Source organism: Plantactinospora siamensis (assembly GCF_042434095.1).
In the GTDB taxonomy this organism is placed as follows: domain Bacteria; phylum Actinomycetota; class Actinomycetes; order Mycobacteriales; family Micromonosporaceae; genus KBS50.
Genome location: NZ_JBHLUE010000002.1, coordinates 403,590 through 422,972, shown reverse-complemented (window position 1 = coordinate 422,972; position 19,383 = coordinate 403,590). Strand labels below are relative to the sequence as shown.

Annotated in this window: 24 protein-coding genes and 1 pseudogene; 14 read left to right on the top strand and 11 right to left on the bottom strand. The window is 72.8% G+C overall.

Features of this window, described 5'->3' with window-relative positions; genetic code table 11:
* Positions 1–28: 28 nt before the first annotated feature.
* Positions 29–658 (bottom strand): septal ring lytic transglycosylase RlpA family protein, encoded by a 630-nt coding sequence (locus tag ACFFHU_RS03510; RefSeq protein ID WP_377335568.1) that lies wholly within the window; start codon positions 656–658, stop codon positions 29–31.
* A gap of 160 nt (positions 659–818) precedes the next feature.
* On the opposite strand from ACFFHU_RS03510, the gene ACFFHU_RS03505 reads away from it, so the two are divergent.
* From ACFFHU_RS03505 to ACFFHU_RS03490, 4 genes are all read left to right on the top strand, one after another.
* Positions 819–1,364: a phosphoribosyltransferase family protein gene (locus ACFFHU_RS03505; protein ID WP_377335566.1), complete on the top strand. Its 546-nt coding sequence runs from the start codon at positions 819–821 to the stop codon at positions 1,362–1,364.
* A gap of 110 nt (positions 1,365–1,474) precedes the next feature.
* Complete coding sequence (locus tag ACFFHU_RS03500) at positions 1,475–1,729, top strand: type II toxin-antitoxin system VapB family antitoxin (RefSeq protein WP_377335564.1); 255 nt, start codon at positions 1,475–1,477, stop codon at positions 1,727–1,729.
* The gene (locus tag ACFFHU_RS03495; RefSeq protein ID WP_377335562.1) at positions 1,729–2,148 is read left to right on the top strand and encodes a PIN domain nuclease; all 420 of its coding nucleotides are present in this window, start codon (positions 1,729–1,731) and stop codon (positions 2,146–2,148) included. The genes ACFFHU_RS03500 and ACFFHU_RS03495 overlap by 1 nt, the downstream gene beginning before the upstream one ends.
* 49 nt (positions 2,149–2,197) lie before the next feature.
* Positions 2,198–2,761: a GNAT family N-acetyltransferase gene (locus ACFFHU_RS03490; protein ID WP_377335560.1), complete on the top strand. Its 564-nt coding sequence runs from the start codon at positions 2,198–2,200 to the stop codon at positions 2,759–2,761.
* Between the two features lie 40 nt (positions 2,762–2,801).
* Here ACFFHU_RS03490 and ACFFHU_RS03485 read toward each other — a convergent pair whose 3' ends face one another.
* The 6 genes from ACFFHU_RS03485 to ACFFHU_RS03460 form a co-directional block, all read right to left on the bottom strand.
* The gene (locus ACFFHU_RS03485) at positions 2,802–4,223 is read right to left on the bottom strand and encodes a PQQ-dependent sugar dehydrogenase (protein ID WP_377335558.1); all 1,422 of its coding nucleotides are present in this window, start codon (positions 4,221–4,223) and stop codon (positions 2,802–2,804) included.
* 263 nt (positions 4,224–4,486) lie between these two features.
* Positions 4,487–5,383 carry an LLM class flavin-dependent oxidoreductase gene (locus tag ACFFHU_RS03480; protein WP_377335556.1) on the bottom strand — a complete coding sequence of 299 codons (897 nt, stop codon included), beginning with the start codon at positions 5,381–5,383 and terminating at the stop codon, positions 4,487–4,489.
* A 55-nt stretch (positions 5,384–5,438) separates the two neighbouring features.
* Entirely contained in the window at positions 5,439–5,756 is a 318-nt protein-coding gene (locus ACFFHU_RS03475; RefSeq protein WP_377335554.1) for a hypothetical protein, read from the bottom strand.
* Positions 5,757–5,917: 161 nt separating this feature from the next.
* Complete coding sequence (locus ACFFHU_RS03470) at positions 5,918–6,655, bottom strand: class I SAM-dependent methyltransferase (RefSeq protein WP_377335552.1); 738 nt, start codon at positions 6,653–6,655, stop codon at positions 5,918–5,920.
* Positions 6,652–6,888 carry a hypothetical protein gene (locus ACFFHU_RS03465; RefSeq protein WP_377335550.1) on the bottom strand — a complete coding sequence of 79 codons (237 nt, stop codon included), beginning with the start codon at positions 6,886–6,888 and terminating at the stop codon, positions 6,652–6,654. The genes ACFFHU_RS03470 and ACFFHU_RS03465 overlap by 4 nt, the downstream gene beginning before the upstream one ends.
* Positions 6,889–7,061: 173 nt before the next feature.
* Positions 7,062–8,024 carry a maleylpyruvate isomerase family mycothiol-dependent enzyme gene (locus ACFFHU_RS03460; protein ID WP_377335548.1) on the bottom strand — a complete coding sequence of 321 codons (963 nt, stop codon included), beginning with the start codon at positions 8,022–8,024 and terminating at the stop codon, positions 7,062–7,064.
* A 109-nt stretch (positions 8,025–8,133) separates the two neighbouring features.
* Here ACFFHU_RS03460 and ACFFHU_RS03455 point away from each other — a divergent pair, with 109 nt between their 5' ends.
* The gene (locus ACFFHU_RS03455; RefSeq protein WP_377335546.1) at positions 8,134–8,772 is read left to right on the top strand and encodes a class I SAM-dependent methyltransferase; all 639 of its coding nucleotides are present in this window, start codon (positions 8,134–8,136) and stop codon (positions 8,770–8,772) included.
* 42 nt (positions 8,773–8,814) lie between these two features.
* Complete coding sequence (locus ACFFHU_RS03450; RefSeq protein ID WP_377335544.1) at positions 8,815–10,164, top strand: MFS transporter; 1,350 nt, start codon at positions 8,815–8,817, stop codon at positions 10,162–10,164.
* Positions 10,165–10,188: 24 nt separating this feature from the next.
* Here the strand turns inward: ACFFHU_RS03450 and ACFFHU_RS03445 are convergent, their stop codons facing one another.
* The 3 genes from ACFFHU_RS03445 to ACFFHU_RS03435 all read right to left on the bottom strand — a co-directional run bounded on the left by ACFFHU_RS03445 (position 10,189) and on the right by ACFFHU_RS03435 (position 13,834).
* Positions 10,189–11,085: an SdrD B-like domain-containing protein gene (locus tag ACFFHU_RS03445; protein ID WP_377335542.1), complete on the bottom strand. Its 897-nt coding sequence runs from the start codon at positions 11,083–11,085 to the stop codon at positions 10,189–10,191.
* Positions 11,086–11,246: 161 nt separating this feature from the next.
* Positions 11,247–12,644 (bottom strand): RCC1 domain-containing protein, encoded by a 1,398-nt coding sequence (locus tag ACFFHU_RS03440; RefSeq protein ID WP_377335541.1) that lies wholly within the window; start codon positions 12,642–12,644, stop codon positions 11,247–11,249.
* A gap of 257 nt (positions 12,645–12,901) precedes the next feature.
* Positions 12,902–13,834 (bottom strand): phosphotransferase, encoded by a 933-nt coding sequence (locus tag ACFFHU_RS03435; RefSeq protein WP_377335539.1) that lies wholly within the window; start codon positions 13,832–13,834, stop codon positions 12,902–12,904.
* A 396-nt stretch (positions 13,835–14,230) separates the two neighbouring features.
* Between ACFFHU_RS03435 and ACFFHU_RS03430 the strand changes: the two genes are divergently transcribed.
* The 4 genes and pseudogenes from ACFFHU_RS03430 (at position 14,231) to ACFFHU_RS03420 (ending at position 16,423) form a co-directional block, all read left to right on the top strand.
* Complete coding sequence (locus ACFFHU_RS03430; protein WP_377335537.1) at positions 14,231–15,487, top strand: hypothetical protein; 1,257 nt, start codon at positions 14,231–14,233, stop codon at positions 15,485–15,487.
* A 142-nt stretch (positions 15,488–15,629) separates the two neighbouring features.
* Positions 15,630–15,755, top strand: a pseudogene (locus ACFFHU_RS31655) (helix-turn-helix domain-containing protein); the annotation flags it as partial.
* Between the two features lie 46 nt (positions 15,756–15,801).
* A complete protein-coding gene (locus ACFFHU_RS03425) occupies positions 15,802–16,230 on the top strand; it encodes a DUF5753 domain-containing protein (protein ID WP_446686786.1) in 429 nt (142 codons plus the stop codon).
* A complete protein-coding gene (locus ACFFHU_RS03420; protein WP_377335535.1) occupies positions 16,223–16,423 on the top strand; it encodes a DUF397 domain-containing protein in 201 nt (66 codons plus the stop codon). Before ACFFHU_RS03425 ends, ACFFHU_RS03420 begins: the two co-directional genes overlap by 8 nt.
* A gap of 8 nt (positions 16,424–16,431) precedes the next feature.
* Here ACFFHU_RS03420 and ACFFHU_RS03415 read toward each other — a convergent pair whose 3' ends face one another.
* Positions 16,432–16,671: a hypothetical protein gene (locus tag ACFFHU_RS03415; RefSeq protein ID WP_377335533.1), complete on the bottom strand. Its 240-nt coding sequence runs from the start codon at positions 16,669–16,671 to the stop codon at positions 16,432–16,434.
* Positions 16,672–16,777: 106 nt separating this feature from the next.
* Between ACFFHU_RS03415 and ACFFHU_RS03410 the strand changes: the two genes are divergently transcribed.
* From ACFFHU_RS03410 to ACFFHU_RS03395, 4 genes are all read left to right on the top strand, one after another.
* A complete protein-coding gene (locus ACFFHU_RS03410; RefSeq protein WP_377335532.1) occupies positions 16,778–17,470 on the top strand; it encodes an alpha/beta fold hydrolase in 693 nt (230 codons plus the stop codon).
* Between the two features lie 421 nt (positions 17,471–17,891).
* A complete protein-coding gene (locus tag ACFFHU_RS03405; RefSeq protein WP_377335530.1) occupies positions 17,892–18,275 on the top strand; it encodes a VOC family protein in 384 nt (127 codons plus the stop codon).
* An 11-nt stretch (positions 18,276–18,286) separates the two neighbouring features.
* Positions 18,287–18,781 (top strand): GNAT family N-acetyltransferase, encoded by a 495-nt coding sequence (locus ACFFHU_RS03400; protein ID WP_377335528.1) that lies wholly within the window; start codon positions 18,287–18,289, stop codon positions 18,779–18,781.
* A 180-nt stretch (positions 18,782–18,961) separates the two neighbouring features.
* Positions 18,962–19,345, top strand: a complete 384-nt coding sequence (locus ACFFHU_RS03395) for a hypothetical protein (RefSeq protein ID WP_377335526.1) — start codon at positions 18,962–18,964, stop codon at positions 19,343–19,345.
* The last annotated feature ends 38 nt before the right edge of the window (positions 19,346–19,383 follow it).

The following is a 19,383-nucleotide window of genomic DNA, read 5'->3' as shown; positions in this document are numbered from 1 at the left end:
CGTCCGGCGTTCCGCGCGGGCGGATCCGCTACTTCAGGACCTCGTACTTCACCGTGACCTCGCCCTGGTCCACGGAGGCGATGTCGGCGAACGCCGCCCGGGACAGGTCGAGGCACCGACCGTCGACGTACGGGCCGCGGTCGTTGATCCGGACGATGACCGACTTTCCGTTCGCGGTGTTGGTGACCCGCACCCGGGTGTTGAACGGCAGCGTCTTGTGCGCGGCGGTCAGCGCGTCGGGGTTGAAGGTCTCCCCGTTGGCGGTCATCTGCCCCTCGTCGTAGAACGAGGCGCCGCAGGTGCCGCTGCTCAGCACGGTCGGCGCGGCCGTCTTCTTCCTGGTCACGGTCGGCTTCGGCGCGGCGGTCCGGGTCTTCGACCGGGACGCCCGCTGCGCGGACCGGCTCGGGCTGGGGCTGGGGCTCGCGCTGGTGGCCGACGGGCTGGGCGTGGGCGCCGCGCTGCTCGGGGTGGCATCGGTCGGCACGGGCTGCGGGGACCAGGTGGTCGGCGCCGGCTCGGCCACGCCGGCCGGCTGGGAGGTGAGCTGTACGGCACCCACCGTTCCACCGACGGCCAGCGCCACGCCGACGGCCGCCGAGCTGACGATGCCGACGGGGGACCTGAAGAATCGCGTACGGGAGTGCTTTCCAGTCACGGACCGGGTTCCTTCCTCGGACTGCGGGCAACCGGCGGACCGTAGCGGGAGAAGCCCATGGAAGGTCAACCTGATCATGGTGGTATGCCCGCATTTGTTACTTAACGTGTGCCCGATCGACCGACCCCGGGTCGGCAGATTCACCGAGGAGGATGGCCAGGTGCGTCTTGAGCTGCGGAAACGCCTCATCGACGAGTTCCGGTGGGTGGATCCCGACCCCGGCTCGACGCACCTGATCAGCGACGTCTCGGGCTGGTGGCGCGACCCCGACCTGCTGGCCGCGCTCGGTCCGGCGCTGGCGGCGGCGCACCGGGCCACCCGGCCCACCGTGGTGGTCGCCCCCGAGGTCACCGGCCTGCTGCTGGGCCCGCTCGCGGCCGTGGCCCTGGGCGTCGGCTTCGTCCCGGCGCACAAGCACCGAGACGGTCGTACCGTTGCCGGCCCTACAACGTGGGCCCGGACGCCACCCGACCATCGCGGCCGGACGCTGTCGCTCGGCGTCCGTGACGGGCGGCTGGGCCCCGGCGACCGGGTGCTGCTGGTCGACGACTGGGTGGAGACGGGGGCACAGCTCACGGCGTTGTACGAGGCGATCCGCCGGCGCGGCGCCGAACCCGTGGGCGCGTCAGCCGTGGTGGCCGGCTGCCCGCCCGAGCTGGCCCGATCGCTGAACCTCACCTGGTTACTGCACGCCGACGACCTGTAAGGAAGGGCCCCTTGTTATCGCTTTTGGTATAGGAAGGGCCCCCTGTTAACACCGCAAGCCGTATGATCTTGGTGCGTTCGTCGGGCCGGATGTGGTGTACGATTTTGGGCATGACGCGCATCACGGTGGACGTCAATGACGAGTGGCTGGCCGCGGCCCGAGAGGTGCTGGGCACCGACACCAAGGTGGCCACCATCAACGCCGCCCTGCACTCGTTCGCGGTTCGCCGTCAGGCCAAGGACATCGTCGCGGCGTTCGACGGCGTCGAGCTGGACCTGACCGATCCGCACGGGGGCTTTGGCTACGGTGGCGGCCGGGACCTCACCCGGCTGGCGGAGGACGCCCGCGAGTCGAACGCGGCCTGATGGCCGGGCCGGTCTATCTCGCCGACACCTCGGTCTACGTGCTGCAGCGCCGCCATCCCGAGGTGCGACGCCGATTCGAAACCCTGCTGACCGAAGGCCGGCTGGCCGCCTGCCAGATGAGCGCCCTGGAGATCCTCAACAACGCACCGGACCCCCGCGGCTACGAAACCTTGTGGTCGGCCATGACCGCCCAGCGCTGGCTGGAGGTCACGACCGAGGCCATGGACCGGGCGCTCGCCGTGCACCGGCAGCTGGCAACGAAGAGCCAGCACCGGCATTTCCGGCTGCCCCATCTGATCATCGCCGCCACCGCGGAAGTCCACGGCGCCACCGTGTTGCACTACGACGCGGACTATGACCGGATCGCCGCGGTCACCGGCCAGCCGACCGAGTGGGTGGCGACCCGCGGCTCGCTCTGACCGACCACGCGCGGCGCCACCCGACGATCACGGCCGGTACGATCGCGCGATGCCGACTGACTACCTGATCGCCGAGGGCCCGGTCGGGATCCGGCGGGTCGTGCCGGGCGACCGGGACGCCTTCGCGGCCGCCGTCCGGGCCAGCGCCGACCTGCACGGCGGGTGGCTGGCGCTCGCCGACAGCGCCGAGGCGTTCGACGCGTACGTCGCGGCCTGCGACCGCCGTACCAAGGAAGGGCTGTTGATCTGCGACCGGGAGACCGGGGACCTCGCCGGGTCGGTCAACCTCAACACCATCGTGCACGGCCGGTTCGAGAACGCGGCGCTGGGCTACGGCGCCTTCGTCCCGTATGCCGGGAAGGGCTTCATGAGCGCGGGCCTCGCGCTGGTGATCCGGTTCGCGTTCGAGCAGCTCAACCTGCACCGGTTGGAGGCCAACATCCAGCCGGGCAACGAGCCCTCCCGTCGGCTGGTGCAGCGGCACGGGTTCCGGTTCGAGGGCCTGTCGCCCGACTACCTGTTCATCGACGGCGCCTGGCGCGACCACGAACGCTGGGCGCTCATCACGGACAACCCGCAGGTGCCCGCGGCCGGCCGGAACGACCGGCGGTGACGGGAGGCGCGGTACGCAAACCGCGCCTCCCCGGTACGCCTCACACCGGGCAACTGCTGGTGCTGCCGGTCTTGTAGACGTACCGCCGCACCGAGTTGTTGGTGATGCTCACGTAGTAGAGGTTGCAGTCGGGCCCGAGCTTGAGCTGGACCGGCGCCCCCACCGTGCTGCCGAACGGCTCGATGTAGTTCGGGTTGGGCACGCCGCCGCTGCCGGGACGGATCGACCAGATGCACTGCCGGAGCAGGTCGGTGAAGAACAACCCGCCCTTGTACCGCGCCGGGTAGTTGCCCAGCGAGGCCGGGTAGAAGGCCACGCCGGTGATCGCGCCTCCGGTGGTCCGGCAGCCGTCGCCGGCCACGATCGCCTGACCATGCTGGTACGAGTACGCCGGCGCCACCACGGCGCTCGGACCCGCCGCGTACAGGCTCTCGCACAGGTTCAGGTTCGTGGCGTCGTACTCCGGTTGCCGGCCAGCCCCCTCGTAGCAGGGCCAGCCGTAGTTGCGGACCGGGCTGGCGGTCGGCGCGAGCACCCGGTCGATCTCCTCCCAGGTGTGGTAGCCGACGTCTCCGATCCAGACCTCGTTCGTGCCTGGCCGGAACACCATCCGGAACGGGTTACGCAGTCCGTAGGCGACGATGCGCCGGGCGTTCTGGTTGGGGTTGGAGATCAGCGGATTGCCCGGCATGGCGGCGCCGGTGGCCGGGTTGACCCGGATGATCGTGCCATTCAGCCGGGCCGGTCCGCTCGACCGCAGGCTCTGCGCCCGCAGCGCGCCACCCTGCGCGGTGGGCGGCGTCATCGGGCCGCCGACCGGGGACGGCGGGTCGGCACAGGGGTTGCTCGGCGAGCCGAGCTGGCCGTAGTCCACCACGTCGCCGCTGCCCCCGTCGCCGCCGCCGACGTACAGCGCCCCGTCCGGACCGAACAGGATGTCGCCCATCGAGTGCGTGTCGCTCTGCTGGCACCAGTCGTTGATCAGCACCTGCTCGCCGATGGAGACGTTGCCGGAGGCCCGCAGCCGGGACAGCCGGCCGCTGGTGAGGCAGTTGTAAAGCACCGCACAGGTGTCGTGGTAGACCGGCGCCCGGCCCCCGATCGGCGCGTCGTACGTGTAGCTCACGTAGACGTACGGGTTCGAGGTGGGAAAGCCGGGCGGTAGGGCCAGGCCGATCAGGCCCAGGTCCTCGTAGTCGTAGACGTTGGTACGCAGGTCCGCGAAGATCGTCGGAGTCTTGGCCGTGAGGCTGGCGAACACCTTGATCAGCCCGCTCTTCTCGGCCACGAAGACCCGCCCGTCCGGCGAGAAGGCCACCGCGGTCGGCTCGGTGAGGCCACCGAAGACCAGCTGGTCGGTGAAGCCGACCGGTAGCGTGGCGGCGGCCACGCCGGGGTTGATGAGCACGGCCAGCAGGAGCACGAGGGCTCCGACCAGGCCGCGGATCCGGTTGGTGGACATGGTTGCTCCCCTCCCGCCCGCCACCGCGTCGAGGTGCCCGGCGCGCCGACGGAACCCCCTCACAGTGGCCCTGACCTGCGGAAACGTGTGTCCACTGGGCGACCGGCAACGCCCGGCGTCCATGATCTGACGATTCCTCGCGATCATCGCCGGGGCCGCCCGTGGTAGGGGCGCTTCGTGATCACCGCCGCGCCCGCCCGCGGCGGCAGCGCTCGGGAGGTCGGGGCAGGGCGGGTCAGCCGCCGGCGGTCGGGCGGCCCGGGTCAGCCGCCGGCGGCGTCGGCGATCCGCAACGCCGGGAGCACCTCGCTGGCCACGCGCTCCAGCACCGCCTCGTCACCGGCGTACCAGCTCGACTCGCGCGGCCAGTGCGTGACCACGTCCGTGAAGCCGAGGTCGGCCGCCCGGCCTACCGCGTCTTCGAACGCCTGCACACTGGACAGCGAGAAGACCGGCGCGGCGTCCAGGGAGAGGTAGCGGTCCAACGTGCCCGGCTCGCGGCCCACGGCCGCCAGTTCCCGGTCGAGCCGGGCGGACAACTCGGCCACCGACCGCCACCACGAGTCGAGATCGTCGCCGCCGGCGCCGGTCGTCACCCAGCCCTGGCCGTACCGGGCGGCGAGGCGCATCGTCCGGGGCCCGTTGGCCGCCACCACGAACGGCACCCGCGGCTGCTGCACGCAGCCCGGATTGTTCCGGGCGTCGACGGCGGCGAACCAGTCGCCCCGCCAGGTCACCCCGTCGGTACGCAGCAGCCGGTCGAGCAGGTCGACGAACTCGGTGAACCGGTCCACCCGCTGCCGCGGCGGCAACGTCTGGCCACCGAGCACCGCCGAGTCGTACCCGATGCCACCGGCGCCCATCCCCAGCAGGAGGCGGCCGGCGGAGATGTCGTCCAGCGCGGTCACCTGGCGGGCGAAGGAGACCGGGTGGCGGAAGTTCGGCGAGGCCACGAACGTCCCGAGCCGGATGGTCGAGGTCACCCCGGCCGCCGCGGTCAGCGTCGGCACGGAGTCGAACCAGGGACCGTCGACCAGGTCCCGCCAGCCCAGATGGTCGTACGTCCAGGCGTGGTCGAAGCCCCACTCCTCGGCCCGCTGCCAGCGCCACCGGGACTCGGACCAGCGCCGGTCCGCCAGGATCACAATGCCTACCCGCATGATCGACAGCCTAGGCCAGCGCGGTCCCGGCCCGCCGGCTTCCGCCGGACGGCCCTCAGACCGGCACGCCGGCGCCGGTGCCGGGCCCGTCCCACGTACCCCAGTTCACCAGCGTCGCGCCCGCAGCCGGACCGTCCCAGGTCCCCCAGTTCACCAGCGTGGCGCCCGCGCGCGGGCCGTCCCACGTACCCCAGTTCACCAGCGTGGCGCCCGTGGCCGGACCGTCCCACGTACCCCAACTGGTGGCGACCGCGGCGGTCGGCGCGGACGCTGGCGTGCCGGTGGGATGCGCGGCGAGCGCCGTTCCGCCCGGGGCGATGGTGCCCGCCAGAACCGCCGCTACCAAGCTGGTCATCCGAATCGACGCGCGCATGATCCCCGTCCTTCATGTCGCTCCTGATCCGCCGGTCAGTGGCGGCCGTGTGCTCCACAGCCTCGCCCGAGCCCGGCCGGCCGGCTGTCGGGCAACGGATCGCACGCCCGTCGGAAACTCGTCGCCCCGCGGACCGCCACAGCGTTCGACCGCGGCGGGCGTCAGTGACGGCGGGCCCAGGCGAGCAGCCCGCGCTTGGTGACCTCCAACGGCGTCGGCAGCCGTCCAGCGGCCTCGCACGCGGCGGTGTCGGTCAGCCCACGTCCGCGCAGGAACAGGGCGATCGCCGACCGATCCGGCAGTCGCACCAGCAGTTCGTCCCAGCGCAGCACCTCGACCTCGCCGAAGACGCCGGCCACCATTTCCGCCGCCTCCTCGGCGTCGAACGTGCCCGGCTGCCCCCACCCGGGCAACACGTCGCGAAGTTCCGGGTCGTTGTACCGGCTCGGGGTGCAGGCCACGAAGAGGCCGCCGGGTCGGAGGACCCGCCGGGCCTCGGTTATCGCGCGGACCGGCTCGGCAAGGTGATACAGCATCCACAGCGCCGCGGCCCCGGCGAACGAGGCGTCCGGGAACGGCAGCCGGTCCGCGTCGGCACGTACCGCCGGGCACGGCGCCCGCGCGACACTCACGGCCCGATCAAGCACCACGGCCGGTACGCCCCGAACGGCGAGCAGCCGCGCCAGCATGCCGTCGTTCCCGCCGATGTCCAACACTGGACCGGCAACACGGCCCCCGGCGACACGGCCATCGAGGGCATTGCGGCCCTCGGCGGCTAACCGGTCGGCCACCTCGACATGGACGTCCCCACCGCGGACGAACCGCCGGGTGGCCTCCCGGTTGATCCGGAACCGCGCCGGGTCGTCGTCGTAGTCGCTGCGCTGCGGGCGTGGGGTCATCGCGGGGAGCGGGGTCCGGGCGGTTGCTCGGCGTACGACTGCCGGAACGAGTTGCCGATGATGCCGACGATGGTGGTGACGGATCCCAGCATGACCAGCAGCATCCCCCAGCGGTGAGCCGCACCGCCGACGAAAAGCTCGATGACGGCTCCGGTCAGCACCAGCAGCGCGGCGGCGCCCATGACGGTGAACACCCTGCGCCTGGTCCAGAAGCCTCGTCGATCCGTCGGCATGCCATCCACAGTAGAGCCGCCAGACGTTTTCTGCCCGGTCCCTGCGGCCCGGCGCGCTCAACCCGGTGGTGGGCATCGGCCCGATGTGAATCTTGGACCGAAACCGTCACGAGCTAACGGTTTCGGTCCAAGATCTGGCGGCGCTCGACCGGCTTGCCGCTTGCCGGAACGTCCTACCGCTCGGGGTCCCATTCGACGAGTTGGTCGAAGAGCCGCCGGTCGCCGTCGAGCTTCAGGGAGTCCAGCGGGATGCGGCCATAGAAGGCGAGCACCAGATCCCGAGCCGCGCCCCGGGCGGAGGCGTCGACCGGCGCCGCGGCCACGCCAGCCCGGTCCGCGTCCATACCGGCCCGGTCCGCGGCCACGCCAGCCCGGTCCGCGGCCACGCCAGCCCGGTCCGCAGGCACGTCGGCCGGGTCCGCGGCCATGTCGGCCTGGTCCGCCGAGGGGTGGGCCGGGTCCGCGGCTGTGTCGGCCGGGTCAGCGCCGGCGGCGGCGGCGGGCAGTGTGCCGGACCCGGGGAGACGGGCGACCCGCGCGCCGTCGCCGGAGAGCCAGTTGCGCCAGGAGCGACCCTCGGGGACGTGGTAGTCGACGACGGCGGGCTCGTGCGGCCAGGCGACCGTCGTGGTGCAGAAGGTGAGCAGGAATTCCTCGGCGCCGTCGACGGCGACCTCGTCCGGCAGCGGCTGCGGCGCGCCCACGGCGAGCTGGGCGTCGTACGTGTGCACCGCGATCTCGTGGAGCTGGCGCCGGGCGACGGCGGCGCAGGTCAGCGGCGACTGCGACCTGCCCCAGAACGCCCAGCAGGCGCGATCCGGACCGGCCTCCCGCAGCGCGTCCAGCAGCTGCCGCGTCGAATCGGCCAACCAGCCCTGCAGGGCCTCGCGCTCGCGCGGCGCGACCGGGTCGTCCGTCGGCGCAACCTTCCCGGTGGCCTGCGGTCCGGCGGCCACGGTGGCCGCCCAGGCCCGGCGGCCTTCGCCCAGATGCTGGGCGAGATCGAACAGCGTCCACTCGGGACACGGCGGCACCCGCACGTCGAGGCTGGACGCGGCGGCGACCGCGGCACGGAATGCGGCCGATCGCTCGTCGATCAGGCGCAGCAGGTCGGTGAACCCCAGGGTCTGTTCCACCGCCGCTGTCTAGCATCGTGCGCCGCCAACCGGACAGCGATTTTCCCCGGCCCGCAGCGCGGGCGTTACGGCAGCCGCCACGCCGTCCGGCGCCGGTTAGGCTGACCGGGTGTCGGAGATCAGTATCGAGACCCGGCAGACGTACGACCTGATCAGTGAGACGTACGCCCGGGTGAACGCGACACCCGACGAGCGGATCCGGGCCGACGCGGCCGGGCTGGCGGCGGATCTGGGCCCGGGATGCCTGGTGGCCGACGTGGGCTGCGGACCGGGTCGCGAGGTCGAGCTGCTGCGCGCACACGGCGTCCGGGTGGTCGGCTTCGACCTGTCGCTCGGCCAGCTCCGCGCCGGTGGCGTGGCCGGCGTGGCGCAGGCCGACATGCGGCGGCTGCCGGTGCGGTCCGGGTCGCTGGACGGCGTCTGGTGCCAGGCCGCGCTGCTGCACATTCCGCGGGCCGAGGTGCCCGCGGTGCTTGCCGAGTTTGCCCGGATCGTGCGGATCGGCGGCGCGTTGCACCTCAACGTGTCCGAGGGGGACGGCGAGGGCTGGGAGATGGCCGCGAACTACGGATCCGACCGCCGACGCTGGTTCACCCTGCACCGGCTCCCGGACCTCACCCGGCTGCTGGCGGAGGCCGGCTTCGTGGTGCGGCGGAGCGGTCGGAACCGCGCCCGCCGCGACTGGCTGCGGGTGTACGCGCACCGGGCCGACACCCGTACGCCGGTAGCGGATTCTGCCCTCGGCTAGCTTTCCTTGTCCGCCGCCGGGGCCGCGGCCTCGAATGGGCGGATGGCACTCGACACGGCGATCCGCCGCTCACCGTACTGGCCCGTGCTCACCCACCCGTCGTTCCGGCGGGTGCTGCCCGGGCTGTTCGTCTCGGCGCTCGGCGACGGGATGGGGCTGCTCGCGGTGTCCTGGCTGGCCATGCAGCTCGCGCCCGCGGCACACCGAGGCACCTGGATCGGGGTCGCGGTGGCCGCGTACACGCTGCCCGGCGCCGTGGGCACGGTGGCCTTCGGCCGGTGGCTGCGCGGCCACCGCGGCGCCCGGCTGGCCGGCTGGGACGCCGCGCTCCGGTGCGCGGCGCTGGCGGCGATCCCCGTCGCCCACCTCGCGGGCGTGCTCGGCATCGAGCTGTACGTCGTCCTGCTGGCGACCTCCGCCTTGCTGCACTCGTGGGGATCCGCCGGCCGGTTCACGCTGATCGCCGAGATCTTCACCGCGCGGCATCGGCTGCCGGCGAACGCCGTGCTGACCACCATCTCCGAGTTCGCCACCATCGTCGGACCGCCGCTGGCCGGTCTGCTGGCCGGCTGGGTGGGCGTGGTCTGGGTGCTGGCGATCGACGCGGGCACGTTCGCGGTGCTGGCCCTCACCTACCGGCTCGCTCTGCCCCCCGGAGACCGGGCAGCGCCGTCCCCCACCGAGCCGCTTACGACCGACAGGGCGACGCCGGCGGCCGGTGGTTCGAGCCGGGGCGAGGGCTTCGCCGTGCTCCGGCGGAACCCGGAGCTGCTCGGCCTGCTGGGCCTCACCTTCGGGTTCTTCTTCCTGTTCGGCCCGGTGTACGTGGCGCTCCCGCTGCTCGTGGTGGGCGACCTGCACGGCTCGGCCGCCACGCTAGGCGCGTTCTACACGGCGTTCGGGGTGGGAGCGCTGATGGGCGGTCTCGGCACCGGCTACCTCCGTCGGTGGCGCAGGTGGCCGGCCGTGCTCGGCATCGTCACCGGGTTCGGCGCGGCCATGCTCCCGCTGGGCCTCGGCGCGCCGACCGCGCTGGCTCTCGGCTGCATGGGCGTGGCCGGGCTGGCGTGGGCGCCGTACATGTCGATGTCCATGTCGATCTTCCAGCAGTCCGTGGACACCGCACGGTTGCCGCAGGTGCTGGCCGCCAACGGCGCGGTCACCGTGCTCGCCGTGCCGCTGGGCAGCGCGCTCGGCGGACCGCTCACCGCGGCCCTGGGCGCCCGGGGAACCCTGCTGGTCGAGGCCGTCGGGACGGTGGCGCTGGGTGCCGTGGACGCCGGCATCCTGCTGGCACGCCGCGCGGCCCGGCCCGGGGGCCGCGCGGATGAGTCCGGCAGCCGCGCGGCCGGGTCCCGGACCGGGGTGCCGCCCGCCCGGAGCGGGGGGTGAGAGTTCCGGGCGGGCGGCGGCTCCTCAGGAACGCGCCACGAGTCCCGCGTCGACGACGTACGTCGCGTCCGGCTCAGCGAGGAACTCGTCGCTGGCGCCGAGCAGCGTGGGGTCCCACTGGTAGCCGTGGGTGATGTCGGAGTCGGTCCCGTCGTCGCCCACGTTGGCGCTGGTGAAGTCGTACGTGTTCGCGGCTTCGACCCGCACCTCGTACAGCGTGCCGGTGCGAGCTTCGATCGACCACGTGCCGTCCGGGTTGACGGTGGCCTCGGTGTTGCCGGTGCGCGCCTGGCCCTCACGCGCCCAGAGCGAGACTCCGACGACCCCGCCCGGGCCGGCCGCCACCGTGGGTTCCTCCGGCTGCCGCTGACCGTCGCCGTTCAGGTCCTGCCAGATGGTGCCGCGTACGGTGCAGAGCCCGGCGATCACCACGTTGATCGAACTCGAGTTGTTGTCGGGGTACGTCTCCCGGCGCTGCGGCGTGATCGTTGCGGTGACCGTGGGGTGGTCGCCCGGAGCTCCGCCGACCACGAGCGACGACAGGCGCAGCATCGGTGCCGAGGTGCCGGCCGCGAGCCCCGGGGTGGTGCAGGTCCAGCTGGTCGGGCCGGTGCTGCAGGCCCAGCCGGTCAGTCCGGTCGGGGCCTCGGGGCGCAGCTGCGGGGACACGGTCACGGTGACGGTGACGGTGTCCGAGACACCGGCGCCGTAGTTCCGGACGTCGATCGTCGTGGAGAAGTCCTCCCCGATTGCCGGGTTCACGGTCTCCGGCATCATCGTCCGGACCGCCAGGTCCGGGCCGGGCTTGGGTGCCGCCGAGGCCGGGGTGGCCGGCACGGCGACGGCCGCGAACAGCGCCAGGCCGGCACCGACGGTACGGGCCGTACGCAGGGCTGACGAGCGGAGCGCGCTGATCTGCATCTGATCCTCACGTGGCAGGGACGGCGCCGGCCCGATGGCAGCGCCGGGGGCGCGCCGAGAGCCCTACCCGGCCCCCCGCGCGTCTCCCGATAGAGCGCCCCGCCGCCGAGGACCGTTACGCGGTCACTTCGAGCCAGTCGGCCAGCCTCACCTCGCGCGCATCACTCGACCGTGGCCAGCACCGTCCCGTTCCCGGCCAGAATCGAGCGGACCCGGTCGACGCCCCAGATCGGCGTGGGCTGCCTGACGATCGAGGCCACGGCCGGGTCGGTGGACGGGCCGCCCCACTCGTAGGCCGTCCCGTCGCTGGCGACCGCGTAGCTACTGGAGCCCAGCGAAGCGATCTGGTCGATGCCCGCGAGACCGGCGGCCCGAACCGGAGCGGTGGGCGTGATGGTGGTCCCGTCACCGAGCTCCCCATTGTTGTTCCGGCCCCAGCCCCAGACCGTGCCGTCCTGCCCCACCATCAGGCCGAACAGGTATCCGGCGGCGATCGCCTTGGCCGGCGGGAGCCCGGCGACCCGCTGGGGCGGCGTGACGAGCGCCCCGGAGCCGTCCGGGTTGAAGGTCTGGCCGTCCCATCCCCACTGCCACACCGAACCGTCCGCCGTCAGGGCCAGCACGGTGTATTCGCACGCGGACACCGCGACCACGCCGGTGAGCCCGGGCACGGCCATCGGCGTCGCCGAGGACGTGCGGGTGCCCGTTCCCAGTTGCCCGGCGTCTCCCGCTCCCCAGGCCATCAGCGTTCCATCGCCCTGCACCGCGAAGAAGGTACGGTCGTACGCCTCGACGGCCACCGCGCCGCTGACTCCGGAAACCACGGTGGGCGCCGTCGTCGCGCTCCAGGTCAGCACCGAGCCGTCCCGTCGCAGCGCGAGGTTGTCGTAGGAGCCGCCGGTCACAGCTGCCGCATCGGTCACACCCTGCACGAGCACGGGGACCTGCGATTCGTTGGCCCCGTCCGCGTACCGGCCCCAGCCGAGAACGGTGCCGTCGGCCTGGATCGCGTACGAGGTCCAGTCGGAGACTCCCAGCCCGACCCCCGGCACGCGAGCATCGTCGATCTGCATGGGGATCCGGCTGCCACCCGGCTGCCCCGAGTTGCCGTACACGCTTCCGCCCCAGCCGACGCCAACCGGTCCCGGACCGGTGTGAACCTGACTGAGGATCGTGCCTGTGGGAATCCCGGTGATCCGCGCCGTCCCGGCGTAGCTGACCGTGCCCGAACCGGTGTGCAACGCATGCACGGATACCCCGTCGAATCGCAGCTCACCCCGGCACTTGCGGCTGCTGGGGCGGCCGACCAGCACGGTGAGGTCGGGCCCGTTTGGATAGATCGTCACCGACTGGGCGTTGTCCGCGCCCAGCCGCAGCGACGTGTCCTTGCCACATCTGCCGATGTCCGTCACCGTCACCGACATGCCGCCGGAATACCACGCGAAGCCGGTGGACAGCCGGAAGGTGACGGTGCCGGTGCCGATGTCTCCGGACGACTGCTCCGTGATGACAGGGCCGTCGACCGGGCTCGGCGTGGCCACCAGCACCGGCGATGGCATCGTCACGGTTGGTGCGGCCGCCTGCGCGGGTGCGGCGGCGGAAGCCGCGGCCAGGACCACACAGGCTGGGAGTAGTACGAGGGCGGCCGAAACGGTGGGGATTGCCCGCGTAGCTGACGAGCGGTGCGCGCAGATCTGCATCTGATCCTCACAGGGCAAGGGATGGCGCCGGCCCGATGGCGGCGCCGGAGCGCGCCGAGAGCGCCTCACCCGCCCCAAGTGCACCTGTCGATAGAGCGCCCCTCCACTGTGGTCCGTTACGCGGCCTCGCGGAGCCAGTCGAGCAGCACGTCGCCCTGGGCACGTTGAAAGGCCCGCAGGGTGGGCAGGCCGGGCGGGGCCGGCTCCCGCGCCCTGTCCAGGAAGAACCCGGCGAACCCGGCCAGCACCGCCAGCAGGTCGTCCGGGTCGGCGCCGACTCCGGCCGCGTACCGCAGCAGCCTGGCGTGCGTGTCCTGGCCGCCGTTGAGCCGGACGTTGAGCAGCAGCAGCAGGGTGTCCAGCCAGGCCGGCCCCCGGCACGCCCACGGCCAGTCCACGATGGTGACCGTGCCGTCGACCGCGATGAGCAGGTTGTCGGCCCGGATGTCGAGGTGCACGAGCGTGTCACCGGCCAGCGCCGCCAGCCCGCGGTCGGCCCGGGCCGCCAACTCGGGCAGCCGGTCGATGGTCCACGGGTCGAGTCCGGCCGGCGGATCGGCGGCGAGGCGCTGCCAGCCGGCGAAGTCGGCGGCGAGCGAGTCGGCCGCCGAGGGCAGGTCGGGCAGCGGCGTCGGGGTGGTCGCCCGGGCCAGCACGGTCAGCGCGTCGAGGACCCGGTCCAGCTCGTCGGCCCGCCAGGGCACGGCCGGGTGCCGCCCCTCGACGTCGGCCAGCACGAGCGCCACCCAGGTGCCGTCGTCGTAGCTGCCGAGCAGCCGGGGCGCCGGCACGGACTCCGGCAGCGCGGCCGCCACCAGGGCCTCCCGGCGGTGCATCCCGGGACTGTCCGGGTTCTGCGCCGGGCTCACCGCCTTGACGAACGCGCGGCGACCGTCCTCGGCGCGTACCCGGTCCGCCGTGCCGGGGGAGAAGCCGCCGGCCTGCGACACGGCCTCGACCACCGGCGCGCCGATGATTTCCTCGACGGACCGCCGGACCTGTTCCGGCAGGTCCGACCAGCCGATCCGGGCGCCCGATGCGTCAACCATGGCTGGATGGTCGCAGCCCGCCCGGCCGGTGGCCAGCCGGTTTTGGCCCGGCACACGGCATTCCGGCCGGTCCGGCCGGGCTCACGCCGCGCCGTCGGCCAGCGCCCGCAGCAGGTCGGCCGAGCCGGGATCCGCCGGGAAGAACGTCTCGATGGAGATCTCGTCGAGCGTCACGTCGCGCGGGTACCCGAACACGGCCACCGCGTTTCTGGATTGGGCGCCAGAGGGCTTCGACCCGCACGCCCACGGCTGATCCACTGTGTAACGTCCGGGATTGAAGAGCCGCTCATCGATTGTGCGACGGACACGTCGCCCGTGCGGTGTCGGCACCGGCTCCCCCCGGTGCCGACACGCCGTTGGTGCCGGGTAGCACGCTCGGCGGAGGAACGGGGACCGATGAATCGGATGATCAAGCGCGCCTGCGTCTCGGTGGCTGTGCTGGGGGTGCTGGCCGGCGCCGGCAGCGCCGCGCTCGGGGCGCAGCAGGGACCGACGAGCGGAGAGCCCGGGGCGGCCACGCTGCCGGTGGCGCAGGTCGCCCGGCTGACGGCCGGCGGGACGACCAAAACCTCGGCCCCCGGGCACAAGCCACGGCCAACTCCCACCCCCACGGCCAGCCCAACACCGAGCCCCACCCCCACCCCCACGCCATCGCCGTCGAACGGCTCGGACGTGCAGATCCCGATGCCGGGGTACGCCCCCTACTACGGCTTCGCCGACATCCTGCTGGACGAGGCGCACGGCCGGCTCTACCTCTCGGGAGGCAAGGGCACCAGCGATGTGGTCGTCACGGACCTGGACGGCCACATCCTGCGTACGCTGCCGGGCATCGCGGGCGCCGCCGGGATGACCCTGAGCCCGGACGGCAGCAAGCTCTACGTCGCGGCCAGCGACGGAGCATGGATCGTCATCTTCGACACGGAGACCTTCGACAGCACCTCCTACTGGGTCGGGCCGAACGACGGGACCATGTCGTGCCCGCGCGACCTCGCCTTCGCCGCCGGGTCGCTGTGGGTCTCGCTGGGCTGCGACGACGGCTCCAACGCGGGCATCGCCCGGGTCGACCCGCTGACCGGCAGGTACGACCTGAACGCCATCGCGAGCGTGGACCAGACGATCGTCCGACCCCCGCTGCTGGCCCCGGTGCCCGGGCAGCCGAACATGCTGATCGCCGGCGAGACGGGGGTCAGCCCCGCCCTGCTGGTGCGGTTCGAGGTCACGGCGGAAGGGCTCGTGCAGCGGGCCATCGGCTCGACCGACGGTGGATCGGTGGCGCAGCTCGCGGTCACCCCGGACGGCGGCCAGGTGATCGTGGCGTCGGGTTACCCGTACTACCACCGGGCGTTGAGCACGGCCGACTTCACCGAGGTGCACCGGTACCCGACGACCACGTACCCGAACGCCGTGGTGGTCCGCGACGACGGGCTCGTGGTGGCCGGCACCGCCTCGTCGTACGAGGATGATGTGTGGGTGTTCCAACCGGGCGGCTCGACGCCCGTCACCACCTTCGACTTCGGCCACCTGCCCAACCAGGAGACCTGGGCGTACCGCCTGGTCGACGGCGGGCTGGCGGTACGCGGCAACCGGATCTATGCCCTCACCGAGCAGCTGTCCGAGCCCGACATGATGACGTTGCGGATCCGCGACATGTGATCCGTGCTTCGGGCGCCGTTTCTGCAACATCGGTCCGCTGTTGTTCATGGACCGAAAATCGACCCTCCCCGCGTTGACCCGCGGGCGCCACCCGTCGTTACGTCGGGTCGAGCCTGCTGGTCGACCGGTGGAGGGCGGTTGAATGGCGGAGGAGATCGGTGGTTCCACGGTGCCGCGCCGGCAGCTCGGGCGCTACCTGACCCAGTTGCGGACCGATGCGGGCGTCTCGCTGGACGCGGCGGCCCGGGCCCTGGGCTGCTCGCGGCAGAAGGTCTGGCGGATCGAGCGCGGCGTGACCCCGGTCCGCGGTCCGGCTGCACCGGCAGCGGCTGCTGGTCCGCCGGCTGCCGCCCGCGCCGGACCTGGACGTGATCCTCAGCGAGGCCGTGCTGCGCCGGCCGGTGCCGGACCGGATGGTGTGGCGCGACCAGTTGCACGCGCTGCGCGACAACGGCCTCTTGCCCAACGTCCGCATCCGGGTCCTGCCGCTGGCCGCCGGGCCACCGCTGGCCGGGGAGGCCGGGGCATTCGTCATCCTGGACTTCCCCCGGGTGCAGCCGGTGACGCCGGCCGAACCGACCACGATCTACTGCGAGGGGTTGACCGGGGCGCTCTATCTGGACCGGCCGGCCGAGGTGGCCGCGTACGTCCGGGTCTGGCGTGGGCTGGATGCCGCCGCCCTGGATGAGCAACAATCGCGTGAGCTGATCGGCGCGATCGCGGAGGAGTACGGGGATGGCTGAGCTGACCGGGGCCCGCTGGCGCACCAGCACCCGCAGCGGCACCAACGGCGGGAACTGCGTCGAGGTGGCCGACAACCTGCCCGGCCTGGTGGCCGTGCGGGACAGCAAGGACCGGCCCGGGCCGGTGCTGCGGTTCGGCCCGGACGGCTGGCGCGCCTTCGTGGCGGCCGCCGCGGCCGACCGGCTCCGCTGACCTCGTTCTCAACCACTCGTGGGGGCAAAGGGATTCCGTCCCGTCGCCGTGAGGTAGAGCGGGACGAAGACAACCCACAAGACCAGGCAGCCGAGGAACCACGCCTGCGGGCTGTCGACCCGCAGGGTTCCCACCGAGACCACGGCAGGGCTGCCGGCGCGCTGCCGTTCCCGCGCGTCCGCATAGACCCACAGGTCGACGCCGAGCCCCACCAGCAGGACAAGGATCGATACCAGTACGCCGGTCACTCCGTCACGCTCCCGCTCACGGCCTGGCTGACCGCGCCCTGAGCGTACCTCCTTGGCGGCCATGGCCCGGTTGGCTGGACGGCCACGCGACCAGCAGGATGAGCGGATGCCGTCCCTACCAACGATGCTGCTCGTGCACAGTCCGCTGCTCACTTGCGCGACCTGGGATGCCGTACGGCCGTGGTTCGCGGCGGCGGGGTGGCGGGTGGTCGTACCGGATCTACGGCCCGTGATCGACGCTCCGTCGTTTTACGCGGCGGCCTGCGCCACGGCGGCCGCCGACGTCCCGGCCGGTGCGCCCACCGTCATCGTCGGCCACAGCCGCGCCGGCGCCTACCTGCCCGGCATCGCCGAAGCGGTCGGCGGCGACCGGTTGACGGTCGTGTTCCTGGATGCCCGCCTGCCGTACCCGGGCACCAGCTGGGTCGGTTCCATGCCGCCGGAGCGGGCCGCGTGGTTGCGCCGGATGGCCGGGTCCGGTCGACTGCCGGCCTGGCACACCTGGTTTCCCGAAGACCCCCTCGACGAGCTGCTGCCCGACCCCGACCAGCGACGACGGGTGCTGGACGGCATGCCGGAGCTGCCATGGAGGGTCGTGACCGAGGTGCTGCCCGCGGCGGGCGGGGCGTGGGAATCCGCGCGGCGGGTCTACCTCCAGCTGAGCGAGGCGTACCGCGGTACGGGGGACGAGGCGGAGGAGCGCGGGTACCTCGTCCGGCGCCGGAACGCCGATCATCTGGCGATGGTCACCCGGCCCGGGATGGTCACGGAGCTGGTTCTGGCCACCCTGGCGGATTGAGCCGGCCGAAGCCGCTGTGGACGGTCCTGCCCAGGCCATGGTGCCCGGGCCGGCATCGGCCGGAACCGCTTCGAACCAACGGACGTCCCACCACCATGCCGAACCGACGATTCGCGGTGTTGCCCCTCGCCATGCTGTTGGCCGGGTGTGCGGCCCGAGCGACGCCGACGTCCGTGCCCGGCTCGACGCAGTCCGCGCCCCCGACCGGCCCGGCGGCGGCCGCCCTCCCGGGCGAGGGAGCATCGCTGGACTGCGGTACGCACACCCTCCGCCGTCACCATCGACGGGTCCGCCGACGGGTTCGGCTCCGGTCGGATTGAGCGGCAGACCTGCACCGGGCCGGCCGTGTGGGACGGCCGGCGGTTGAGCTTCGCCACCTGCTCCAGCCGCGTACCGGCCTGACGATGGCATGCTGGCTCGCATGCGATCTCGGACGACTGGAATGTGGTGGGGACCGGCGATCGAGGCGCCGGACCCCGGCGCTCTCGCGCGGTTCTATGCGGAGTTGCTCGGCTGGCCGATTGTCCACGAGGAGACCGGGGCCGCGGTGCTGGGCACTCCGGGCGGGGCGAGCTTCCTGGTCTTCCAGCGGGCGGACGGCTACCAACCGCCGGTCTGGCCACCGTCGCCGGACCGGCAGCGCCCGATGATGCACCTGGACTTCCAGGTCGGTGACCTGGCGGACGCGACGGCCGAGGCGCTCGCACTCGGGGCCCGGCTCGCCGACCACCAGCCGCAGGACCACGTACGGGTGCTGTTCGACCCGGCCGGCCACCCCTTCTGCCTGTGCCGCGACGACGGCTGAAGACTTGCCCGGTGCTCGACTTCACCATCCGGCCGGCCCGCCCCGGCGATGCGGAGTTCCTGGCCGACATGCTCGTGGCCGCCGTGAACTGGGCCCCCGACTCCGACCGGTCGCGTGAGGCGACCATGGCGGACCCGGCGCTCGCACACTACGTCGCGGGGTGGCAGCGGCCGGACGACTTCGGCGTGGTGGCGGTGGACTGCGAGGGCGCGGCGGTCGGCGCGGCCTGGCTGCGGTACCTGACCGCCGCCGATCCCGGCTACGGGTACGTCGCCGACGACGTGCCGGAGTTGAGCATCGGCGTGGTCGAGTCGTGGCGCGGCCGGAGCGTGGGCCGGGCGCTGCTGCGCGCCGCCTGGGCGGCCGCGCGGGACCGTGGCGTACGCGCGGTTTCGCTGAGCGTGGAGCGGGCGAACTTCGCCGCGCGGCTCTACGCCGCCGAGGGGTTCCGCACGGTGGAATCGTTCCGGGACTCGGACACGATGGTCGCGGAGATCAGCCCCTGACGGCAGCCGTGTTCTCCGTCGACCGATGCGCGACACTCGGCCGCCAACTGATCTGCGACACGCCCGCGCGCTGCTCGCGGCATCAGGACGTTGCGGTCGAGCCGGTGCCTGGCGGCTGCTCGTGGACGGGGCCGCCGGCGAGGCCTTCCCGCGGTATCCGGGCCGGGCGATGATTGGCCAATGGCCGAGACGCTCGATCAGGCGTGGGAGTGGCTGCTCGACTGTGCGCGGGGACATGACGCTTCCTGCGCCGACCGGTCGAAGACCTGGCCGGCGCCCATCATGACCCCGTTGGCGCTGGCCGCCGCCACGACGCGCCTGCGCCGCTTCTATCCCTTCATCGGCCACGAGCTGCTCTGCTTCGCCACCTCGCCGGTCTGGTACCAGGGCGAGGGCGCCGTAGCGCCGGCATTCATCGGCGTCGCCGCCGACCCGGACCGCTATATCGTGTGGTCCGGGCACCCGTCCTGCCGAGAGCCGGTCGCGGAGATCTTGCAGACGACCGATCCCCTCGCCGCTGCGACCGAGCTGGACCGACTGCTCACCGACTGGCGAAAGGGCTAGCCGCCTCAGTCCAGCGGCTCGGTGGGGTCGGCGGCGGC

What these genes read in the sequence shown, in the direction of transcription:
- ACFFHU_RS03500 (WP_377335564.1), top strand. Translation starts at nt 1,475, where the DNA reads ATGACGCGCATCACGGTGGACGTCAATGACGAGTGGCTGGCCGCGGCC.
- ACFFHU_RS03495 (WP_377335562.1), top strand. Translation starts at nt 1,729, where the DNA reads ATGGCCGGGCCGGTCTATCTCGCCGACACCTCGGTCTACGTGCTGCAG.
- ACFFHU_RS03490 (WP_377335560.1), top strand. Translation starts at nt 2,198, where the DNA reads ATGCCGACTGACTACCTGATCGCCGAGGGCCCGGTCGGGATCCGGCGG.
- ACFFHU_RS03485 (WP_377335558.1), bottom strand. Translation starts at nt 4,223, where the DNA reads ATGTCCACCAACCGGATCCGCGGCCTGGTCGGAGCCCTCGTGCTCCTG.
- ACFFHU_RS03480 (WP_377335556.1), bottom strand. Translation starts at nt 5,383, where the DNA reads ATGCGGGTAGGCATTGTGATCCTGGCGGACCGGCGCTGGTCCGAGTCC.
- ACFFHU_RS03475 (WP_377335554.1), bottom strand. Translation starts at nt 5,756, where the DNA reads ATGCGCGCGTCGATTCGGATGACCAGCTTGGTAGCGGCGGTTCTGGCG.
- ACFFHU_RS03470 (WP_377335552.1), bottom strand. Translation starts at nt 6,655, where the DNA reads ATGACCCCACGCCCGCAGCGCAGCGACTACGACGACGACCCGGCGCGG.
- ACFFHU_RS03465 (WP_377335550.1), bottom strand. Translation starts at nt 6,888, where the DNA reads ATGCCGACGGATCGACGAGGCTTCTGGACCAGGCGCAGGGTGTTCACC.
- ACFFHU_RS03450 (WP_377335544.1), top strand. Translation starts at nt 8,815, where the DNA reads ATGGCACTCGACACGGCGATCCGCCGCTCACCGTACTGGCCCGTGCTC.
- ACFFHU_RS03445 (WP_377335542.1), bottom strand. Translation starts at nt 11,085, where the DNA reads ATGCAGATCAGCGCGCTCCGCTCGTCAGCCCTGCGTACGGCCCGTACC.
- ACFFHU_RS03440 (WP_377335541.1), bottom strand. Translation starts at nt 12,644, where the DNA reads ATGCCATCGCCGGTGCTGGTGGCCACGCCGAGCCCGGTCGACGGCCCT.
- ACFFHU_RS03435 (WP_377335539.1), bottom strand. Translation starts at nt 13,834, where the DNA reads ATGGTTGACGCATCGGGCGCCCGGATCGGCTGGTCGGACCTGCCGGAA.
- ACFFHU_RS03430 (WP_377335537.1), top strand. Translation starts at nt 14,231, where the DNA reads ATGAATCGGATGATCAAGCGCGCCTGCGTCTCGGTGGCTGTGCTGGGG.
- ACFFHU_RS03420 (WP_377335535.1), top strand. Translation starts at nt 16,223, where the DNA reads ATGGCTGAGCTGACCGGGGCCCGCTGGCGCACCAGCACCCGCAGCGGC.
- ACFFHU_RS03410 (WP_377335532.1), top strand. Translation starts at nt 16,778, where the DNA reads ATGCCGTCCCTACCAACGATGCTGCTCGTGCACAGTCCGCTGCTCACT.
- ACFFHU_RS03405 (WP_377335530.1), top strand. Translation starts at nt 17,892, where the DNA reads ATGCGATCTCGGACGACTGGAATGTGGTGGGGACCGGCGATCGAGGCG.
- ACFFHU_RS03395 (WP_377335526.1), top strand. Translation starts at nt 18,962, where the DNA reads ATGGCCGAGACGCTCGATCAGGCGTGGGAGTGGCTGCTCGACTGTGCG.